The organism is Prosthecobacter sp. (genome assembly GCF_029946185.1).
In the GTDB taxonomy this organism is placed as follows: Bacteria; Verrucomicrobiota; Verrucomicrobiia; order Verrucomicrobiales; family Verrucomicrobiaceae; genus Prosthecobacter.
On sequence record NZ_JAQSEA010000228.1, the window covers coordinates 1 to 21078 of the forward strand.

Genomic DNA, 21078 nt, shown 5'->3' on the forward strand with positions numbered 1-21078 from the left:
TGGCCGGGAGCACGCTTGGGTGGCAGGCCTGTGTTAAGATTCACTCCCGCATTGAAATGAGCGGAGGGCAGGCCAGTCCCTTGCATCTCTCCCATCATGGGGGATTGCATTGCTGGAGGCCAGGACGGTGCAGGAGCCTGCGCAGCCACAGGTGCAGACCATTGCGGTACTGGCGACTCTGCTGGGGCAGGCATGGGTGAAGTGACCGTCTGCCCGCAACTAGGGCACGGACCCGTGACGCCAGCCATCTGCGCAGGTACCGTCAGAGTCGTGTGGCAGAAGCCGCATTGGAACTGGATCATGTCCGGGTTCATCACATCACATTATTATGGTCAATTTCGTTAATTATCATTCAAGTAATGGTTTTTGACAAATTGAAGTTGGGGAACTGACGGAATTCTTAATGACTGCGAGTGATTGAAAATCAGCCATATCGAATGATGCCCCCGCCCCCGCCCGTAAAAGCACCGCCTAGACGAGGAACTGTTTCAGGCTCAGCCAGCATCCAAATATGGCGATGCCTTCTCAGTCGCAGGCGGTGGAGAATTTGACGGCAGGTGATGCCCACGAGCCCGAGCAGCAGCAGACTTCCGGAAGTCCAAATCATGAGGGGGCTCAGACTTTCGGTGCTTGGGGGCTCGGGTGCTTTCAACCGCGTGCTGAATTCAGCCAAAGACTGGCCTTTTTCCGTTTTTTCGGCACCATCAGTTGCCATCGCTTTTTGCAGCCAGAACAGCCGTGTCGAAAGGTGGATGGTATAGCGCCGCAGTTGATCGTGAACATCGCTGGTTTGGAGCGATTCTTTCAGGCATGCCTGGATCGTTTCACTGAGGAATTCAGTGGAGATCTGGTTGTGGATGGATCGGCTGACAAACAAACGGATCCGCCAAGGTTCGCCGAGAGGATAGACCACAAGGCAGGCATCTGATTTTAGCAGGCTGCCAGAGGCGATTTTTTCAAGTTCAGCACCTTCAGGAAGCTTTTGGTCATGTCCGATCATCAAAACGTACAACTTGATACGTGCGTCCTGGGCATGGAATTCCAGAAGGCGCTGCATGTCGTGGTTCTGGATCTCGGGCACAAGCTGGTCGGGATCGATGAGATACTCTTTGGGTAGAGTCTGCGCACAAGCAGCGAGAAATTCGAGGGGGACATCCTTGAGCGAAGCGAGCGGCGTCGGCAGTTGGACCGGGCTTGGCTGGCCTAGCGTTGGCAGTCCTAGAATTGCTTCTGGCAAAAAGAGCCGCATATCCTCGACCTGCAGGCGCGGAGAGAGCTCGCTGTCCTGGTTGTTGAAAACATGTTCCAGCCGCGGCCCGCTGGACAAGGGGGTATGGATGAGTTCATTAAAGTCAGAGACTGACTCACCACTGTTGGTTGGCAGCACTCCGGCACTGTTGCGGAATCTCTCGAGTTCATGTTCACTCCAGCGCGGCAGCGGCAATGAGTGTTCCTCGGCATTTTCACCCGCTTGAACCCCATCGGCGGAGGCACCTGCAGCATAGCAAAGCAGTGGAAAAAGCAGCGCTAGGGGGAGGATTTTGGCGCGATGCGTTCCTGGGGCCATTGGGTTGGAGAATGGCTTGCTCATATCCTTGGGGCGGGAAGCTCTGCCAGAGGCCGTGTTGCTGGCCGTTGCCAACCCCGCAATGGTTGCAGGCCGATATCAGCGGAGGATTCTGCCATCACTGAAGCCTCCGGCTGCCAAGGCATGTAACGGGCGTGTTTTCGCAATACCTCGCTAGCGCGAATGCAAGAGCCGCCAATAGCCATGCCAAAAGCGCCTTTGCGCAGGTGGCTGCCGATGGTTTGCATCATTTGGGTGATCGTTTTTGGAGTGAAACAATGTTCGATCGCATAGCCCAAAGTGATGGCGGCGGTTTGTGCCGAAGGATCTACGACCAGTACTATGCCAAAATCATTGCGTCGATTGACCGAGTGGGTGTTGAATGCTCCTTGATTGAGCAGCCAAAAGCCCAATTCTGCGACATTCAGATTATTGGGTAAAGCGCCTAAGTATATGGCAAAAAAAGCTTGTGGAAAGCTGCGTTCAAAATCGTCTAAAATGATCTCGAGACGACGGGTGTCTTCCAGTCGCAGACAATGAGCCGCATCCGTGATCCGTTCCAGCCTAACCCATTGATTTCCAAGGTAGCTATGGAGCAATGTCGCTGAAAATCCACAGGCGGAGCAGGTGGTCTGCTCTGAGCGGACGTTTGCTTGGCAGCGTGGACATTTCATAGTTATGAATAATATGGAATATACGATTAATCAAGCCCTATTTCGTCGCTCATGACACAGAAAAAATGTTTACACCGCATGGCCTTTGTGGTGTAACTATGTGCTGACTCAATAAATAAAAAACGAACGCTGATCTTTTGCGGCTTTCAAACTCCGTAATCAACGCTCAATTTTCCATCAATGATCATGAAGCTCGCCCCTACCATCGTCTTACTCGGCAGTCTGCTGACTGCCGGTTCCATTCAGGCCAAATGGTCGCGAATTCCTATCATCAAGGAAAAGCCGGTTAACACCATCACCGGTCCTGCCAGCAATGCATCGCTCGACAGCTCGTCAGGCTTCGGTCATGTGGATTCCATTTTCTCCAGTGACATCACTGCTTCATCCACGGTGTCTGCCGGGAAAAGTTTTGTACTCATCAATTTGGGCAAGCCTGTGCTGATTTCCTCCTCATCTTTTGTGAATGACGGTATCGAGGGCCGGGCCACACTTTCGGCAAGTGCAGACAAAAGCGGTTGGGCAGTTCTTGAAGAGAAAGTCTTCTCGGCGGCGGATCGCACGGTGGAATTTAAATTCGCCGGGATGCAGGCCAAGTTTGTCAAACTCGAGCTGGCACTCTCCAAAGGCGGCATCATTCGAACACTTCAGTTTTTCGGTGCTGCGACTGACAAGGGGTATGCCGTCAAGCAGTCTGCTGATGGCAAAAGCGGCAAGCCTGCGGATCTTATCAATGGCCTCGGTGGTGCGCGCGTCGTGTATGCAGCGCCAAAACCTGCCAATGGTCTCGACACCGCCATCACCTACAACAAGTTCGCCTTCCCCGAGTCTGATGAGAAGTATCGCACCATCATCTATGACTTCGGCCAGCTGCGCATTCTGAATGAGTTTGCTTCGGTTCACTCACCACGTCCAGTGCGCTTCGAAGTGTTCGCCTTCGACAACCTCCCTGAAAAAGAAGACTGGCGCGGTCGCATGACCTTTGACCCGAGTGATTTTGGCAACCTGTCACCGGTGGCGGTGGCTGAGGACACACGGGGCACAGGATCTCTGAAAGCCAAGCCTGCCAAGTCGGTCAAAACTCGCTATCTGGCGCTGCGCTGGGAGCCTGAGTTCAACCCGCCAGATTTCCAATGCACGGGCTCTGCCGGCGGTAACGTCATGAATATCGTCACAACGAACACTGTGATTGTCACCAATGCCGATGGCACCAAATCTGTGATTACGGTGACCGTGGGTGATGCTCATGGTGCAGGTGCTGCTACGAGTGACGTCAAACCTGATAATGCTGGCCAGATGGTAGCTCAAGGAGATGCACGGAGCAGTGACACAACCGTGGTCACGACTTCGACCTATGCACAAGGAGTTGATCCTACGGATCCAAATTCTGTTCCCATCAGCACCACCACCACTACGGGCACCTCAACCGTGACGGTAACAACTCAATCCGATGGCACAGTGGTGACCACCAGTTCATCCACGACCACCGACGATTCTGGGAATACAACCACGACAACCATCACTGAGACTAAAGATCCGCAAACTGGTGAGACCACGACAGCGGTGACGCAGACCACGACCGATCCCGAAGGGAACACCACCACCACCGAGAATACCAATACCGGAGCAGGCGGGAACAACAGTCAGACAAGCACAACGGGCACGAACGGCGATGGCAACCTCGCTGGCGGCAGTTCACCTTCTCCTGGTGGCAACGGCTCGTTGAGTGCCAATGCAGGCAACACTAACAGCACAGGTGCAAACACCAACACGATCACCCCGGTTGCCACCTCGCCCTAAAAGCCTGTGATTCATTCATTCCCGCACTGGTTGATCGCCAGTGCGGGATTTTTTTGCTCTGATGGAGCTGCTCGGTGGGTGCGTGGTCGGGGGCACCCATGAACACCAGCAAAACGTCTTGCTGTCATGACATACGTTGTCCTTTCGATCACTTCGGTCCTTCAGAGGGGACGCAACGCATTCACTGCCAGCATGACTTAATCTTTTGTCGTGCACTGCGGGCACAGACCGTAGAACTCCAGCTCATGGTAGAGCTTTTGGAAACCGGATTGTTTCTCGATCTGCTTCTCCAAGGCCTCCACGGGGCATGCGATGTCGAGCCGTTGAATGCGGCCGCACTGCGTGCAGATGAGGTAATCGTCATGGTGGCCTGGCTGCAGAATGGTGTAATACGCACTGCGGTCATGCAGACCCAGTCGGCGGATGAGGCCCAGTTCCTCCAGTTTCACCAGCACGCGGTAAACGGTCGCTTTGTCGGCACTGCTGGTGAGATCGGGTGACTCTGAGATGTCTGCGAGGGAGAGGGGCTGATGAGAGTGGACGAGGATGGACAGGACGTTCTCTAGGGCTTTGGTTCGCCGCAGTCCGGCTTCACGGGCGCGTTCCATCATTGTCGCCGCCAGTTCGCGTGCTGAATCCGCGTCATGATGCTGGCAGGTGGCGGAATGGTGGTGGTGGAGCATGTGTCGGATTTCGCAATTTTCAGTTCGTGGACGGGGCGGGCTTTTTCTGCCGGAACAGCCATTCGTGCAAGTCGGTTCGTGGATATACGATTCCCGTGATGCCATGGCCTGCGCCAGCCAGTTCCGTGTAGTTCATTCTTTCGCCACCGGCTTGTTTGACGGCTTCCGAAATGGCGCGTGAGCGTTCGACGGGGACCATGTCATCTTGGTCGCCGTGAAAGACCCAGAAGGGGATGGGCTTCAAAATCTCCGCGTTTTTGACATCGCCCCCGCCGCAGAGCGGGACGCAGGCGGCAAACACCTGGGGATACTTGGCGGCGATGCTGAAGGTGCCGAAGCCACCCATGGAGGAGCCGGTGAGGTAGAGGCGGTCTGCGTCGATGGGGAGTTGTTCCGTGAGATCGGCGATGAGGGCGAGGAGATTGTCCGCAACCTTGTTCTTCCAGCCGATGTCGGCGGATGGGCATTGTGGGGCCAGCAGAAAGCAGGGCTGTTTGGACAGGTTCTCTTCGCTGGTCCAGATTTTCGGTGCGCCGCCGAGCTGGGATTCGTTGTCGGTTCCGCTCTGGCCTGAGCCATGCAGCCAGATGACGAGGGGGTAACGCTTGGTGCCATCCTGTGCGGGGCTGCCCCAGAACTGGTAGTTCAGGCCCTGCTTTGACACGCCTTTGACAAACTGCCCGGTGATCTTATCTGCGTAAGCGCCTTCCTTCAGGCCTGAGTCACGGCGCTTCTCGCGCAGCAGGCTGCGGATGTAGGTCTGATCTTCCTTGGAGAGCTTGTCCAGCGCCACGCGGTACTGGTTGAAATCGGTGCTGCGGCGGATTTTGACCTCTTTGTCGGTGAACTCGACCAGATTGCCCATGAACTTCGATTTGCCGTCGCTGGAAGTCCATTGCCGTGGCGGGTCAGCGGCTACCGCGCTGGTGAGCAGCAGGCCGCAGGCAAGAATATAGAGGGACGCTCTCATGCGGCATGCTAAGCCGCACGGGCCCACGACGGCAAGCAATTTGCGTGGTGGTGGAGGGGACACATCAGGGGGTGATGCGCGCCCCGGCCTTCTTCATCTCCTCCACGAATTTCTTGGAAGCGTCGTCGATGGCGTTTCCTTCGATGAAAATCTGGCAGTAGGGGGCCCATTCGCGCGGGCCGTCGTTGTCCTTTTTCCACATGCGGTGCAGGGGCGAGAGATCGGTGATCTGGTTGTTTTCGAGGAAGAGAAACTGCAGCTCCGTCAGCGGCTCCAAGGGCGAGATGTCCTTCACGCCATTGCCCTTGAGCGAAAGCATGGAAAGCCACTTCATGCCACCAATACCGGCGATGCCGGTCACCTGATTGCCTTCGAGATAGAGCGTCCAGACCTTCGGCAGTTTGAAGAGCGGTGCGGCGTCTTTGATCTGGTTGTTCGCCAGGTAGAGGGAAGTGAGTGACTGGATGTCACCGAGGGCGGAGACGTCCGTCACCTTGTTGCCGGTTAGTTCGATGTATTGCAGCGCCTTGCAGGCGGCCAGCGGCGTGATGTCGCTGATCTGGTTGTTGGAGACGTCGAGAAACTGCAGGCGCTCCAAGCCTTTGATGGGTGCGAGGTTGGTGATCTGATTCTCAGGCAGTGTCAGGGAGGCCAGGGATTTGCATTTTTCGAGACCGGTCAGGTCTTTGATGCCCGCCTTCTTGCCTTCGATGATCGAGACGGTTGCCACATCTTCTGCGGTGATCACTTCCTGATTGTCACGCTTCGCAAATACCTGCTTTCTCACGGCGGCCTCGAGTGCCTTGTCAGGGAAAATGGCGACGGGCTTCGGAGGTGCTGGCTTGGCCGCAGCGGGGGTAGGGACGGCTGGCGTGGTGGGTTTTGCAGGAGGCGTGACGGGCTTCGCTGGCGGCGGCGGCGTGGTGGGCTTCGCTGGGGCAGGGGCGGGCTTGGCTGGAGGAGGGGTCGGTTTGGCGGGTGTTGGCGTTGAGGGCTTCGCGGGAGCAGGGGCGGGTTTGGCATCCGTTTTGGCCGGAGGAGTGGCAGGCGCAGGTTTCGGCTCCACCTTGGCGGGTGCTGCGGGGGTGGGCTTCGTTTCAGCCTTGGTTGCGGCAGCCGGAACCGGGGGAGTTGTGGCGGGCGGTGCGGGCACAGCTGCGGGTTTGGTGTCTTGTGCGTGAAGACTGAGGGCGAACAGCGTGGGGAGGACGAGTCGAAGTTTCATGGCTGGTGGAATGTTAAGGGCATGATACGTAGAACGCAGGTTGCATGTTCAGCAAAAATCGCCTCTCTCTTGGGCTTATGGTCAATGTTATTGTCATCCTCGAGATCGATCCGCTGAAGATCGATGAATTCCTCGCCGTCATCCTCGAAAACGCCGCCGCTTCGCGTTTGGAACCGGGGTGCCTGCGCTTTGAAGTCAGCCGCGATAATGAGCAGTCCAATCTCTTCGCCCTCAGCGAGAGCTACGTCGATCAGGCTGCTTTTGATCTGCACTACACGACGCCGCATGTCGCCAAATGGCGTGCGAGTGGTCCCGGCTTTGTGCTCAAGCGCTGGGCGGTCAAAGGCCCGGTCTACTAGCGGTGGGCCGCTGGGTCCGTTCTTGAAAAGCAGGCATGATTGATCGCTGATGCAGCGGTTGGTTACTTGATGCCAATGACCATGGAATCGGGGCCTACCAGGTGCTCCACGCGGCATTGGGTGAAGCCGGCTTCTTGCATCCAGCCGATGCAGTCTGCGCCGGTGTAATCAAAACCGCCGGGGGTCTCGATGAGCATGTTCAGGCTCATGAGCAGGCCGAAGGCATTTTCTTTGCGTGCGTCGTCGATGATGGAGTCATATACGACTACGGCACCACCCGCAGGCAGCGCGGCGTAGGCTTTTTGTAGGAGCATGCGCTTGGTGGCCAGATCCCAGTCATGGAGGATGTGGCCAAAGAGGAGCACGTCTGCCTTGGGCAGATCATCGGTGAAAAAGCTGCCACCTGTGAAGGTCACACGAGCATCCAGACCGTTCGAGGCTACGTATTCTTCGAAGATGGGGCCTACTTCAGGCAGGTCAAAGCCGATGCCTTGCAGATGCGGCTGAGCGAGGGTGATCTGGGTCACGAGATCTCCCTGCGCAGTGCCGATGTCTGCACAGCTGCGATATTCCCCCCAAGGGAATTTCTGGGCGATCGCCATGTTGGCACCCCGGCTCACGCCCGACATTGCACGCAGGAACTCGCGGAGCTTGGCCGGGTCCGCGTAGAGCGCGGCGAAGGGATCAAGCCCGCCTTTGGATTCGTTTTGCGATTCACCTGTGCGCAGCGCCGTTGTCAGGCTGCCCCAGTATGGATACAGGCGGTGGTTTGCCATCTCCAGGATGCCGCCGATGTAGGAGGGCTTGGACTTGTCTAGAAACAGTTCGGTTTCAGGCGTGTTGCGGTAGATGCCGTCGTCGTCGCGCAGAACAAAACCCAGCGCGACCAGCGCGTCCAGAAAGTCACGTGCACCTCTGGGATGCAATCCTAGACGGCCCTGCACTGTCGCGAGATCTCCGGGATGCTTTGCGAGTTCGGTGAAGATTTCCATCTCCACCGCGCTGAGCAGTGTCTTGGAGCTCCAAAAGGCGAGGCCGGTTTGCAGGATGTGATCGGGAGTCAGATTCATGGCTTGGATGAGTTCGTGCGAGTGTGGCATAAGGAGTAGAATCGTCATCAACGGATTTAGCCAAGTGCATGGCTGTTCATGAGCTTACAAAAATGCGGCAAATTATTCATCGCGTTATGGGGGTGGATACCTATCATCGGTCCCATGAAATCACTCTTGGTTGTCCTTGGTATCGTTGCCGTCATCGGCCTGACCGTTATGGCCGGTTACAACGGCATTGTTTCGAGCAATCAAGCCGTCGAGGGGCAGTGGGCGCAGGTTCAAAACGTGTATCAGCGCCGAGCCGATCTGATCCCGAACTTGGTGAAGACGGTGGAAGGCGCGGCGAATTTTGAGAAGAGTACTCTCACGGAGATCACCGAGGCTCGCGCATCCGTCGGCAAGGTTCAGCCCAGCACCGCCCCGTCCGATCCGGCGCAGTTTGAAGCGTTTGAAAAGGCGCAAGGTGCTCTGGGAGGCGCGCTGAGTCGGTTGCTCGTAGTGGTGGAGCGTTATCCCGACCTCAAGGCGAATGAGGGGTTCATGGCTCTGCAATCCCAGCTGGAAGGCACTGAGAACCGCATCTCGGTCGAACGCGGGCGCTTCAATGAAGTGGTGCAGAGTTTCAACACGAAAATTAAGAGCATCCCTGCGGTGTTTTACGCCTCTGCGCTCGGCTTCAAGGAACGCCCTTACTTTCAGGCAAAACCGGGCGCTGAAGAGCCGCCCAAAGTGGATTTTAACTTTGGTGGCAGCGCTGCCGGCAAACAGCCGTGAACGTACGTGCTTCATTCTGGCTCGGCCCGTGGCGGCTGGTGTTTGCCATGCTGGCCCTTGCCGTCACGGCGGTGATTGCCGCTGAACAGCTGCCGGAAAAGCCCGCGCGATTTTTCAATGATTACACGAGTGTCGTGGACCGTGACGTGGGAGACAGCTTGAATGAGCAACTGGCGAAGTATGAGCGTGAAAGCTCAAATCAACTGCTGGTGGTCTTCTATTCGCGCATGCTCACAGACTCGAGTATCGAGGACTACTGCACGCGTGCTTTTGAAAAATGGGGTGTTGGCCGTGCGGATCGTGACAATGGCGCGGTGCTGTTTGTCTTTACTGAACAGCATAAGATGCGCATTCAGACCGGCTACGGTCTGGAGGCCAGCCTGACCGATGCGGAGTGCTTTCGCATCATTGAGGGCATGAAGCCGTTTTTTCGCGGAGGGGACTACACCGGCGGTGCCAGCTTCGCCGTGTCCGCAATGATCGAGGCGACGGTGGGCGAGTACCAAGGCACTGGCAAAACACTGGCGGAATTGCAGGGCGATCCGCAGTTGTTGTTGATGATTCTTTTCTTTATTTTCATCCTGTTCACCGTTGGGCTGCAATTTTATTATAAACTCCGGGGTGACCACCTCTATGACGCGAAGGGGCGGCGTCGCGCGCGCGCTGGCCAGCCCTGGTATAACAGAAGCTGGAGCAGAAGTTGGAGCAGCAGCGGTGGCTGGGGCGGAGGGAGCGGTGGTGGCGGAAGCCGAGGCGGCTCTTCGTTTTCCGGGGGTGGTGGCAGCACCGGTGGAGGCGGTGCCAGCGGAGGATGGTAACCATGAACGCAGACCAATTCATCGCCACGATTGTGGATGAGCAGGTGATCCGGGCGATCCAATCTGCTGAAGCGCGAACCAGTGGAGAACTGCGCGTTTTTGTCACGGACAAGATCGTTGAGGACCCTATGGCGGAAGCATGGAAAACCTTCGCCGGTTTGAACATGCAAGGCACCGCGCAAAGAAACGCTGTGCTCATCTTCGTGGCCCCCAAGGCGCGCAAGTTTGCGATTGTGGCTGATGAGGGGATGCATCATCTTTGCAACGAGGCATTCTGGAACCAGCTCGCGCAGCAGTTGTCCGAAGGGTTCAAGGCGGGCGATTACACCGGCGCGCTGGTGCGTGTTATTGAAGCGATTGGTCGGGCGCTTTTGGCGCATTTCCCACGATTGGAAAACGATGCGAATGAACTGCCGGACGAAGTGCTGCGGGATTGAGGCGGGCTGTTTCTACGCTTAGTTGATTTCTGTTACGGCCATGACGTGGCTTTCGGGTGTCCCGTGATTCGCGAGCCACTCTGCCCGTCGAAAGCGGTAGCTGCGCTCGTTCCTCGCTGCGCAATCGCAGTCTATACGGGGGCAATCTCGGCTCGATCTGGAAATGAGTTTTGCGAAGCGCTATCGAATGAGGGCTGGAATCACAGGTCCCCAACGAAGGATGGCGGTGGTTCGTTGGCGTCGAGGACGGTTTTCATTTCATCCACGAGCGGGCGGAGGAGACTGATCAGTGGTTCCAAGGCGTCTGCCAATTCACTGTCCGCAGTGTCCCAACCCAGAAAAAATGAGGCACCCTGCACCTGTGATTCAAGGCCGCGATAGTGCTCCTGGTCGTCGCAGGTGCGTACACCAGGATTGAGGGGGATTTTAAGCGCTCCGAAGGTGTCTTCAATCTGTGTGGCAAGGGGGATGGTCAGATCATGCTCATACCAGATAGTGACAGGCTGTTCTGGCTTATCCCGGGTGTAAAAGAAGATCCACTGATTGCTGCCCTCGAGTCTGGCAAATACATGGAAGCGACGGCCATCCTCAGTTAGGGCGAAGCTCTCGCTGTAAATAAAAAGGGCGGCATGGGGAATGGAAGGAGGTCTCATGCGGACGAGTTTGAGGCAGACAGGCAAGGGTGCAACTGGAACCCGAGCATCTCTCAAGCCCTATTTTCCCACGGCACGTTTCAGTGCGTGCTGTGCTTTGTTGAAATCGGTCACGGCCATGACGCGGCTCTGGCGGGCGCGGGTCAGTTCTTCGCGTGCGAGGAGGTACTCGAGCACCACGCCCACCTGGCTGGCCTGGCGTTCTTTGGCCAGTTTGGTCATCTCTTCGGCGGCATCGACGGCTTCGTCGTTGATCTTGATCTGGTCATTGGCGGACTGTGAGCGGGTGGCGGCTTCGACGACTTCGCGCCCGACGGCGGCTTTGACCTGGCTGGTTTGCAGCGAGGCGCCTTCTTCGCGGGCGTCCGCCACCTTTTGGCGTTGACGGTCAAACAGACCGCCGGGGCCGATCTTCCAGCCGAAGCCGAGATAAAAATCCTGCTGTCTGCCGAAGTTGCCGCTCTGCTGCCCACCGACACCGGGACCGCCGCCGAGGCCGCCCATGCTGTAGCCAGCCTGTACGCTCGGAATCATGGGCGCGACGCGTGTGCGGTCTTTTTCGGCGTCCATGGAACTGTGAATGGCCTGCGCGGCATGCATCTCCGGACGGTTTTGCTGCGCGAGCGAGATCATGGTGGCGACACCTTTGCCGGACATCATTTTGACGGGAACCAGATCAGACTTCGCGGGACGCAGGGCGGCGTCGGGCGTGAGGCGGAGGATTTCAGCGAGGCGCGCGACGGCGAGATCGCGCTGCTCTTCGCCCTGGCGAATGGCCAGCTTGGCGCGGCTGATCTGCGATTTGACGCGCAGCAGGTCGGCGCGGAAGGCGGTGCCTGCGGTGACGGCGCCATCGAGCTGTTTGCCATAGTCCTGGGTGAGTTGCAGGTCGTCGTCGATGATGGTGAGCATGGCCTCGGCGGCGAGGAGGTCGTAATACCGCTCAACGGATTGGGTCACGATGTCGATGCGGGCTTTTTCGGCGAGGTGTTCGGCTGCGAGTGCGCGCTGTTTTGCTGCGAGCGCGGAGTAGTAGATGTCGCCGGGGGACCAGTCGATGACGACTCCGGTGCCGACATTGTACTGCTGTTTGTTCGCATTGAAGACATTGCCTGCGATGTCCTGCAAGCGGCCATCATGGCCGCGATAACCTGCACCAAGACTCAGCGCTGGCCAGAAGCGCTGCCAGGCCTGCTTGGACTCCGCTATCGCCTCATCATGCTTCGCGCGTGCGAGCTGGATCTCGTCATTGTTGGCACCGGCGAGACGCATGACAGTGCGTAGATCGACGAAGGCGGGATCGGCGGCGTGAAGGCTGGAGGCGGCCAAGAGCAGGAGTGCCAAATGACGAATGAATGACGAAGCTCGAAGAGGGGAGTGCATGGCTTACGAGAGATGGAGTTCGGGTTTCGTCATTTCACGGTGACCGGCTGCTTGTCGGTGAGCGGCGTGGTGCCCGGCAGGAGGATCACGTCATCGGCTTTGAGTTCGGGAATCTCGACATTCTTGCCGTCATTGAAGCCGGGCTTCACGGCGGTCTTGACGGCTTTACCGTCCACATGCTTGAAGACGAAGGCATTAGTCTTTTCCATCACGAGGGCGGTAACGGGGATGATCGTGGCGTTGTTGTGCTGCTCCACGGCGATGCGTGCGGTGGCAAACATGCCGGGGCGGAGTTTGCCTTCGTCGTTTTTGAAATCCGCCTCGATGAGCATGGTGCGCGTGGCGGGATCAAGGGTGCCGGTGAGGCGGGAGAGCGTGCCTTTGACGACAGTGCCGCCGAGGGCATCGACTTTCGCCTCGATCTGCTGGCCGACTTTGAGAAAGGATGTCTCGATCTCAATGACGGGCACTTGCAGGCGCAGCGTGCTGACATCGGTGAGCTGCAGCAGGGTGCCGCCACCCGCTGCTGCGAAGCCGCCGGGATCCACGCGGCGGTCGGTGATGGTGCCGGGAAAGGGGGCGGAGATCTGGGCAAACTGAAGCAGTGCATTGGCGCGCTCCATCCCGGCCTTGGAGATGGCGAGTTTGGCTTCGGCATCATCGACGGACTGCGGAAGGATGAGGTCGGGTGATTTGGAGCGGGCTTCGTGCAGGCGTTTTACGGCGATGCCGGCGGCGGCGATCTGAGCGCGGTGGCCGATGAGGTCGGCTTCGAGTTCCGGCACGGAGATCTCTATGAGCTTCTGGCCTGCCGTGACGAGGTCTCCTTTGTCCACAGTGATCTTCTGGATGTAACCGGCCACACGTGCCTTCAAGTCCACCTGCTGCCATGGCGCGAAACTCGCGGGCAGGCTGATCCAGCGATGGATGGTGCCTGTTTGCGGCTTGGTGGCGGGGAGATCGAGCGCGCTGGCGAAGGTGCTGAGGCCGAGGAAAAGGAGCAGGTGCTTGGTCATGGCGGAAATCAGTGTGAGGGTTCAAACAGTGCGCTTTGGGCGTCATCAGGATCGAGTGAAGCCGACGTGGCTTTCGTGCTGGCGAGCAGGGCGAAGACAGCAGGGAGGAAGAACAAGGTGGCGACGGTGGCGAGCGCAAGACCGCCAACGACGGCGGTGCCAAGCGGGGCGGTCTGACCGGAACCGAGGGCGAGCGGAAGCATGCCGGCGAGCATGGCAAAGCTGGTCATCAAGATGGGACGCAGGCGACTGACGGAGCCGGTGATGGCGGCGGTGCGACGATCCCCGCCGCTGCTCAGACGTTCGCGATCGGCAAAGGTGACTAGCAGGATGGCATTGGCGACAGCGACGCCCACGGCCATGATCGCGCCCATGGCGGATTGGATATTGATCGTGGTGCCGGTGAAGAACAGCGCAAGCACCACGCCCGCGATGACGGCAGGCATGGTGGAGATGACGATGATGGCGAGGCGGAGCGACTGGAAGTTCGCGCAGAGCAGCAGGAAGATGACGACCATGGCGATGACGATGCCGCTACTGAAGCCGGAGTAGAGCTGCTCAAATGGCACGACCTGACCGCGCACGTCCACCTTCGTTTTGCCATCGGGTGCGGGGCCTACTTCGGTAATGGCCTGGCGGATTTTCGCGATGGCGCTGCCGAAGTCGATGTCGTGAATGTTGGCGGTGATGCTGACGACGCGGACGAGGTTGTAGCGCTCGTAAGTGCCGATGGTGGTGCTCTTCTCCATCTTGGCGAGGTTGCGCATCAGCACGGTGCCGCCGCCCTTGCTGGTGATGGGGATGTTGCCGAGGTCTTCCAGCGTCTGCGTGCGCTCTTCGGGGATTTGTACGGCGATGTTGAAGCTGATGCCCGTCTTGGGGTCGGCCCAATAGACGGGTGTGGTGAACTTGCTGGATGTGGTCGCGGCCACGAGGCTGCGGGTGACGTCTTCGACATCCACGCCGAGCAGTCCGGCGCGCTCGCGGTCGATCTGCACATTGACGGAAGGTGCATCGAGGGTCTGGGCGATCTGGGCGTCGCGCAGGAACTTGAGTTCGCCGAACTTGGCGAGCAGCTTTTCTGCATGCGCCTTGCTGTCTGGCAGGCTGGGGCCGCTGACGACAATCTCAAGCGGTGTGGACGAGCCAAAGCTCATCACGCGGCTGACGATGTCGTTGGGCTCGAAGGAGAGACGGACTTCGGGAAGTTCGCGGCCGATGATTTCACGCAGCTTTTCCTGCAATGTCTCCACGCTGTCCCAGCCCGGACGAAGCTGCACGGCCAGCCAGCCTTCCTCCGGGCCACCGTTCCAGAGATGGACGAGATTGACGGGGAAGCTGGAATTGTGCACACCGACCATGCCGATGGAGAATTCAATGGCTGACTCCTCGCCGATGATCTTCAGGATGCGCTGGGCGATGGCCTCGGTGCGTGCAACCTGCGTGCCGCTGGGGGCGCGGAAGCGCAGTGCGAACTGGCCGGAATCTGTGGCGGGAAAAATTTCGGAGCCGAGGAATGGGCCGAAGGTGAGGATGATCAGCGCAGCGCCGCCGAGATAAGCGGGAACGAGAATGAAGCGCATGGTCACGGCGGCCCGCACGAGTCCGCCATAACTGCGGGCAAGGATGCCGGGCTTTTCCTCATGCAGCTTCTGCTTCTTCGGCAGCAGCCACACCGAGAGCACCGGCACGAGCGTGCTGGAGAGAATGAATGAGGCGAACATCGCAAAACCAACGGCCAGCGCGAGCGGGACGAAGAGGGCCTTGGCAGCGCCGACCATGAAGAAGGCGGGGATGAACACAGCAAGGATGCAGAGCATCGCCAGCAGTCGCGGCATGGTGGTCTCCAGCGTGCCATCGAGCGCGGCACGGGCGAGAGGTTTGCCGCGTGCGAGATGCGTGTGGATGTTTTCCACGGTCACGGTCGCTTCATCGACCAAGATGCCGACTGAGAGCGCCATGCCGCCGAGGGTCATGAGGTGGATGTTTTCTCCGGTGATCCACAGGCCGAATGCGGAAGCCAGCAGCGAGAGGGGGATGTTGATGATGACGATGAAGGCGGTGCGGAGATCGCGCAGGAAGAGCAGCACCATGAGGCCTGTGAGGACGGCACCGAGGCAGCCTTCCTTGAGCAGATCGCGGATGCTGCGATTGACCACGGGCGTCTGATCGAATTCAAAGCTCACCTTGATGCCGGACGGTAGCAGTTTTTGAAATTCGGGGATGGCCGCACGCACGGTTTTGACGACTTCGAGCGTGGAGGCTTCCGCACGTTTGGTGACGGGCAGATAGACGGTGCGGATGCCGTTGGCGAGTGCGTAGGAAGTGGTGACGTCGGCGGAGTCGGAGACGGCGGCGACATCGCGGATGAAGACGGCGCCTTGGTCGGTGTGCTTCAGCGGTACGGCTTCGAGATCCTTGATATTAGTGACGATGGCATTGGTCGGCACGATGGGGTACTTGCCGTCGAGGTTCATGTTGCCCGAGGGGCTGAGGGGATTGCCACGGGCGATGGCTTTCACAATGTCATCCGGCGACAGGCCGTAGCTGCGCATGCGGTCCGGGTTCACGTTCACCACGATGGCGCGCGAGCTGCCGCCGAAGGGTGGCGGTGCGGAGACGCCGGGCAGGGTGGCGAAGGCCGGGCGCACCTTGTTGAGCGCCTGATCCTGCATCTGGTTCAAAGAGATGTTCGGATCATCGGTGGAGAAGACGAGATGCCCCACTGCAACGCTGCCGGCATCGAAGCGCATGATGAAGGGGGCGACTGTGCCCGGCGGCATGAAGGCGCGTGCGCGGTTTACCTGTGCCACGGTTTCGGACATCGCCTGGCTCATGTCTGTGCCGGGATGAAACTGCAGCTTCATGATGGAAGCGCCTTGGATGGACTTCGACTCCACGTGCTCGATGTTGGAGATGTAGAGGAAGTGGTACTCGTAGCGGTAGGTCAGGTAGCCTTCCATCTGCAGCGGGTCCATGCCGCCAAAGGGCTGCGCCACGTAGATCGTCGGGATGCCCAGAGGCGGGAAGATGTCGCGCGTCATGCGCTGGAGTCCGAGCCATGCCCCGAGGCAGACGGCCACCACAGCAACCAAAACAGACCAGGGGTGTCGGAGGGCAAAGCGGGCGAGAGACATGCGGGAGAAAAGACGAGTAACTACGGTTGGCGATTACGGGCAACGTAAACGGATTGAGGACAAGTTCTTTCCCTGAAAAGAAAAGAATTTCTCGTGATCGATTCAGCTAGGCTGTTTCAGGCCTTGCCGACTTCCACACCCAGCTCTCGAAGCTGCTGGCGGACGATCTTGAGGACGGCGCGTCCATCTTTGGTGATCTTGTAGGCGCGGGGGGCTTTGGGGCCGCGCGAGGCGTCTGCTTTGGAGGTGAGCCAGCCGTTTTTTTCCATGCGCTTGAGCAGGGGATACAGAGTGCCGGGGCTGACGTCGTAGCCGTGGTGGTTCAGCTCTTTGAGCATCCACTGGCCGATGACCTCGCCCTCGGCGGCATGATGCAGCACATGCACCTTCCAGAAGGAGAGCAGGATTTCGCGGTTGATGAGTTTGAGGTCCACGGCAGTGGGAACGTAGTCCTCGAAAGCGGCGGGCGGTCAAGTGACGTCTCATGGAATTAAGGCCGCCAGATGCCGTCGTCATACCATTCTTTGCAAACGATTTTGGCGATGGGTGCGGTGTCTTCACGGGAGAGCCACATCGGCAGGCGCAGGGCCTGGGCCAAGGTGTGATCGTAAGCGGCGAACAGATGACGCAGAGCGGCATGAGACCGGCGTGCATAGACGGGGAAGCACACGAGGTGCCCGCTGTCGGAGATGGCGACGAGCTGCCGCGCCCAGACGCGGTCCTTGACGTCGCGTGCGTAGAGGACCCGCTTGTTGGCATCGAGCGCGTTCGCAGCGGTAGAGAAGCTGTTGAAGCTGCCGGCGCTGAGGCAGGTGCCAAAGTCCGTGCCCATGCGCAGAATGGCCTGCAGGTCATCTTCGGGGCCAATGCGCACGGGGCCGATGTCGCGGATGTCGTGCTCAATGAAGAAGCCTCCCGTCCATTGCTCAGCACGTTGGCGTGGTTGTTTGCGCAGCCACTGTTGATTGGCCGGGTGTGAGAGCGTCCACTCGCGTGTGGCCTGCTCCTGATCGCACGCGTTCAGCAGGCGGCGGAAGGAGCGGCGATTTTCCTCGCCAGCGGCTGCGGCGACACGAAGCGTGTGAGTGGCGATGTTATCTCCACCCAGGCTGGGGAAACGGCGGCGCAGGGCCCACTCAGCCAGCTCATCGAGCACGGCAAGACGCAGCCGGTGGATGTTGCGCAGCAGTTCGTCCATGTAGTGCGTCTTCACGTGTTCATGCAGTGTGCCGGCGGAGCGCAGTTTGTCGGGTACGCCCGGGAAGCGTGGGTGCGATGCGTGAATGGTCTCCACCATGACGATGACATGCTGGAGTGGCGTGCTTGACGCATCGCAGGTGGTGAGAGGATGTTCGCAAAATGCTGCCCAAAGCTCCTTTCGCTCACGCCATTCCAGTTCGCCAATGCGGCGCATGGTGCGCGTCCACTCAAGGGGTGAAGCCATCAGCATGCCGAGAAGGCAGCCAGCTGGCAGCCGCCAGGAATATGACAGGCCGTAAATGGCATTGGTACGTGCTGACCAGCCTGCGAGTGCGGGCTGCATCTGCCGCCAGGTTTTCTCCGGTATCTGAAGCAGCGTTGTTTCATCGTCTGTACTGAGGTTCTCCCAAAGGGCTTCGATCATCACCGGAATGTCCTCTCCGGGATGCTTTTCAAATTCACGTGCGCGCTGGAGCCAACGCAGCAGATGATCAACCGAATGGGCGCTCATGGAGGCATGCTCTGGGTTGATTCGCCACGCCTCGATCAGATCGGCGGAGAGTTTGCGCTTTGCGCGAGGTGTGGCATGCACCTCACGAAGCATCTCATCCCAGCGTGCGAGCCAGTGCGTCCATTTGCAGGCATCCAGGCCGCGTTTGCGTCCGAGGTGGCGCAGTGCTTCGAGAATGCTGTCGAGCATTTCTTTGCCGACCGACCGCGCCAGGAGGCGTTGGATGGCTGAGGTCCAGTCTTTCAATCCCGTGGCCTGCTCCCAGATTTGCTTTGGGTTGCGAAGCCAGTTGGCTGCTTTGCCATGGAGGACGAGATGCAGCTGACGCTGACGAGGTTCATGCTCTGGGCGGGCCTGAGTCTGAAACTCCAGTTTCCACCGCTGGTGGAAATGCAGTGCATGCGCGATGAAGCGCGGTGTGCAGCCATTGGCCAGACTCAGGAGGCAGGTCTTAGCGGTGTGGGAGTACAACGTGGATTTTGTGAGGTGATGCACCGTGGTGAGCAGCTTGTGCATGCCTGCGGGTGGTGGCCGCAGGTGCTGTTTGGTTTCCACCAAGGCACGTAGCAGTGGCAGGTGCTCGTGAGTAGGCTGCCGGGCCAGCAAGAGCAACCATGCGGTGCCACCTTCATGCAGGAGGGTTGCTATCAGGGCCTCACGGTCGGCTTCACAACCTCGGTTTATCATCGCCGTGGCGGCTTCGAGTTCTGCATTCCAATCCTGACGACGTGGGCGAAGCCAGGGCCGCCAGAGGTGTGATGCTGAGGCGGAGGTGTGCTCGTCATGCGCATGGGGCAGATCCTTGCCGAGCAGCTGGAATGCTTCGCGACGATGTGGTGCAAGAACGTTCATCAGATGCAAACGCGTGGATGGATCTCCCAGCCAGGGGCGCACATCACGGCCGTACCAATGGCTTGGCAGAGGGCTGACGAGGAATGCGCCGTCCGCAGGCAGTGCATGATGAATGAGGGTGAGGTCTGCAAGTGTCCGTGCCGTGTGCGTTGCGCAGGACAGGCGCTGCCATGCGGCCGTGAGGTGGTGCAAGGCAGGCGAAATTTCGCAGGGTTCAACTTGGATGCGCCAGCCGCTGTCCGCCGATCCGGCTGGGCAGGTGTTGCGTGCGCGTTGTGCGGCTGGAAGCTGTTCCAGGCGCAGCAAGACGATTCGTCCCGACTGCAAGCGCAGCGGGAACTGCATGAGATTCATGAATTGAGAGAGGCCGCGATTGACCACACCAGTGCGTCGTCCGTGTGTGGTGCATCGCGGAAAGAGACGCGGACGACGGTGCAGAGGAGGAATGCGCGGGCGTGATGAGATCAACTCAACATCGCAGATGCTGGCGGCTCGTTGCGCCGCGCATGTCCAGATGAATTCAGACGGCCTTCTTTACGAGGCCGTCTGCGCTGCAAGAAAACTGGTTTGCGCGGTGAACATGGCGCGATGTGTAACCGAAGAATGCCGTTTGGCAAGCTCGGAGTGTCAGGTGCGCGGCCGTTCGACTGTGCCGTTGGTGGCGCAAGCCTTGCTTGTTCTGCAGGAACAAGGCTGCCTCAATTCAATGAACTCGTTGCTTAGCATGGCGGCGTGGGACGCTCCAGCCGTCAGAGAAGGACGTTGTTTTCGGGTTGCAGTTTTGGGGGCAGCTTGTCCTCGCCAAGGATCTCGCGGACATCGATTTCGATGTTGCGGCAGATGGTGGAAATGGGGGTGTCGTGGATGGCGTTGTCGAATGGATTTTCGCTGAACTCGCCGGTCTGCTCCATGGTGTAGAAGATCCAGGAGATGAGCACCGAAAAGGGAATGGTGAGCCAGACCCCGGGCCCGCCAACAATGGCGTTGAGGTCCTTCAGCAGGCCAAAGGGGAGCAGCAGGATGAAGATCTGTACGAAGATATGGCTGAAGATGCTGTACTGGCGGAAGAGCGGGGTGGACTTGATGCGTTCGCACCCTCCTTGGAGATTGTGGAACTCATTGATGAGGCGCATGAGTTCAATGTGCTCGAAGGGATCGAGCGCGCCCTCGCGCTTCAGCCGGGCAAGGTGCTCGGCATGGACCTTGAGGAGCATGCATGCGGGATTGTTGAGGCTCTTGAGGCGGTCGAAGTAATGCATCTTGTCGTGCTCCCCAAGGATGCGCTTGAGACCTTTCTCAAACTCCTCAAGCTCATGGCGCTCGCCAGCGAAGGTCTTGTGGAGGTTTTGCTTGCTGGTGGTCCAGGGGATGGTGCGGCGCAGTTGGAGACGGAGGATGTTGATGAAGGCGAGCTGGCGGTAGGCGGCCTCGCGCACGTCCTTGGACTCGGCGGGAAGACTGGCCTTCAGGTGGGCGACGAAGCTGCGGGAGGAATTGGTGATGCCACCCCACAGGCGGCGTGCCTCCCACAGGCGGTCGAATGCCTGGTTGTTCTTGAAGCCGACGAAGAACGCCACGGCGGTGCCGATGGTGCCGATGGGCAGGAAGGGAATGGCAATCCAGTGCAGTCCAGCGAAACGGTAGAGGACAACCGCGAAAGTGCTGATGAGCAGGGACTCGATGAAATTCCGGCGTGCGAAGTGCCAGAGAAGGATCAAACGGAATTCTTTGCCGACGTACATGGGGTGCTGATGCGGTTTGGGAAGTGAAGCTGAGTGGTGCCGGAGAAAAGCACTCTGCATGCCAGACAGGGCTTCGGCGAAGGCCGCGTCTATACGACGGCAGAGGCGTGGTGCGCGATCAGTTTTTCAGGCTTTCACTTTGCCCCTGCGTGACCCCTTTGTGATGGGTGGTTGCGCGGGTGCTGTGCCCATCTCGACGGAACGAGATGGCTACGGTACTACCGCAAA

At 58.8% G+C, this 21078-nt stretch carries 18 protein-coding genes and 1 pseudogene; 5 read left to right on the forward strand and 14 right to left on the reverse strand.

Going from position 1 to position 21078, the window contains the following annotated elements; all coding sequences use genetic code 11:
• The 3 genes and pseudogenes from PSV43_RS18920 to PSV43_RS18930 all read right to left on the reverse strand — a co-directional run.
• Positions 1-194 (reverse strand): annotated as a pseudogene (locus PSV43_RS18920) (hypothetical protein); the annotation flags it as partial.
• A gap of 230 nt (positions 195-424) precedes the next feature.
• Entirely contained in the window at positions 425-1444 is a 1020-nt protein-coding gene (locus PSV43_RS18925; protein ID WP_300201070.1) for a hypothetical protein, read from the reverse strand.
• 143 nt (positions 1445-1587) lie between these two features.
• Positions 1588-2241 carry a TPM domain-containing protein gene (locus tag PSV43_RS18930; protein WP_300201073.1) on the reverse strand — a complete coding sequence of 218 codons (654 nt, stop codon included), beginning with the start codon at positions 2239-2241 and terminating at the stop codon, positions 1588-1590.
• A 186-nt stretch (positions 2242-2427) separates the two neighbouring features.
• Between PSV43_RS18930 and PSV43_RS18935 the strand changes: the two genes are divergently transcribed.
• Positions 2428-4038, forward strand: a complete 1611-nt coding sequence (locus PSV43_RS18935) for a hypothetical protein (protein WP_300201076.1) — start codon at positions 2428-2430, stop codon at positions 4036-4038.
• A 197-nt stretch (positions 4039-4235) separates the two neighbouring features.
• On the opposite strand, the gene PSV43_RS18940 is transcribed toward PSV43_RS18935, so the two are convergent.
• The 3 genes from PSV43_RS18940 to PSV43_RS18950 all read right to left on the reverse strand — a co-directional run bounded on the left by PSV43_RS18940 (position 4236) and on the right by PSV43_RS18950 (position 6916).
• A complete protein-coding gene (locus tag PSV43_RS18940) occupies positions 4236-4721 on the reverse strand; it encodes a Fur family transcriptional regulator (RefSeq protein WP_300201079.1) in 486 nt (161 codons plus the stop codon).
• A 19-nt stretch (positions 4722-4740) separates the two neighbouring features.
• A complete protein-coding gene (locus PSV43_RS18945; RefSeq protein ID WP_300201082.1) occupies positions 4741-5691 on the reverse strand; it encodes a prolyl oligopeptidase family serine peptidase in 951 nt (316 codons plus the stop codon).
• Positions 5692-5755: 64 nt separating this feature from the next.
• The gene (locus PSV43_RS18950) at positions 5756-6916 is read right to left on the reverse strand and encodes a leucine-rich repeat domain-containing protein (protein WP_300201086.1); all 1161 of its coding nucleotides are present in this window, start codon (positions 6914-6916) and stop codon (positions 5756-5758) included.
• Positions 6917-6960: 44 nt separating this feature from the next.
• On the opposite strand from PSV43_RS18950, the gene PSV43_RS18955 reads away from it, so the two are divergent.
• On the forward strand, positions 6961-7275 hold the full coding sequence (locus PSV43_RS18955) for a putative quinol monooxygenase (RefSeq protein ID WP_300201089.1): 315 nt from the start codon (positions 6961-6963) through the stop codon (positions 7273-7275).
• A 62-nt stretch (positions 7276-7337) separates the two neighbouring features.
• Here the strand turns inward: PSV43_RS18955 and PSV43_RS18960 are convergent, their stop codons facing one another.
• A complete protein-coding gene (locus PSV43_RS18960) occupies positions 7338-8345 on the reverse strand; it encodes a methyltransferase (protein ID WP_300201105.1) in 1008 nt (335 codons plus the stop codon).
• Between the two features lie 144 nt (positions 8346-8489).
• On the opposite strand from PSV43_RS18960, the gene PSV43_RS18965 reads away from it, so the two are divergent.
• Genes PSV43_RS18965 through PSV43_RS18975 form a run of 3 tightly spaced genes read left to right on the forward strand, consistent with a single transcriptional unit; the run spans position 8490 to position 10356 of the window.
• Entirely contained in the window at positions 8490-9101 is a 612-nt protein-coding gene (locus PSV43_RS18965; RefSeq protein WP_300201107.1) for a LemA family protein, read from the forward strand.
• Positions 9098-9919 carry a TPM domain-containing protein gene (locus PSV43_RS18970; RefSeq protein ID WP_300201109.1) on the forward strand — a complete coding sequence of 274 codons (822 nt, stop codon included), beginning with the start codon at positions 9098-9100 and terminating at the stop codon, positions 9917-9919. The genes PSV43_RS18965 and PSV43_RS18970 overlap by 4 nt, the downstream gene beginning before the upstream one ends.
• Before the next feature lie 44 nt (positions 9920-9963).
• A complete protein-coding gene (locus PSV43_RS18975; protein WP_300201111.1) occupies positions 9964-10356 on the forward strand; it encodes a TPM domain-containing protein in 393 nt (130 codons plus the stop codon).
• Positions 10357-10556: 200 nt separating this feature from the next.
• Here the strand turns inward: PSV43_RS18975 and PSV43_RS18980 are convergent, their stop codons facing one another.
• From PSV43_RS18980 to PSV43_RS19010, 7 genes are all read right to left on the reverse strand, one after another.
• Positions 10557-11009: a hypothetical protein gene (locus PSV43_RS18980; protein ID WP_300201114.1), complete on the reverse strand. Its 453-nt coding sequence runs from the start codon at positions 11007-11009 to the stop codon at positions 10557-10559.
• Between the two features lie 60 nt (positions 11010-11069).
• Complete coding sequence (locus tag PSV43_RS18985; RefSeq protein ID WP_300201116.1) at positions 11070-12392, reverse strand: TolC family protein; 1323 nt, start codon at positions 12390-12392, stop codon at positions 11070-11072.
• A 29-nt stretch (positions 12393-12421) separates the two neighbouring features.
• On the reverse strand, positions 12422-13408 hold the full coding sequence (locus PSV43_RS18990) for an efflux RND transporter periplasmic adaptor subunit (RefSeq protein WP_300201119.1): 987 nt from the start codon (positions 13406-13408) through the stop codon (positions 12422-12424).
• Between the two features lie 8 nt (positions 13409-13416).
• The gene (locus tag PSV43_RS18995) at positions 13417-16545 is read right to left on the reverse strand and encodes an efflux RND transporter permease subunit (RefSeq protein WP_300201122.1); all 3129 of its coding nucleotides are present in this window, start codon (positions 16543-16545) and stop codon (positions 13417-13419) included.
• Between the two features lie 116 nt (positions 16546-16661).
• Positions 16662-16979 (reverse strand): PadR family transcriptional regulator, encoded by a 318-nt coding sequence (locus PSV43_RS19000; RefSeq protein ID WP_300201125.1) that lies wholly within the window; start codon positions 16977-16979, stop codon positions 16662-16664.
• Positions 16980-17035: 56 nt separating this feature from the next.
• The gene (locus PSV43_RS19005) at positions 17036-19462 is read right to left on the reverse strand and encodes a hypothetical protein (protein ID WP_300201127.1); all 2427 of its coding nucleotides are present in this window, start codon (positions 19460-19462) and stop codon (positions 17036-17038) included.
• Between the two features lie 395 nt (positions 19463-19857).
• The gene (locus tag PSV43_RS19010) at positions 19858-20850 is read right to left on the reverse strand and encodes a bestrophin family ion channel (RefSeq protein ID WP_300201130.1); all 993 of its coding nucleotides are present in this window, start codon (positions 20848-20850) and stop codon (positions 19858-19860) included.
• Between the last annotated feature and the right edge of the window lie 228 nt (positions 20851-21078).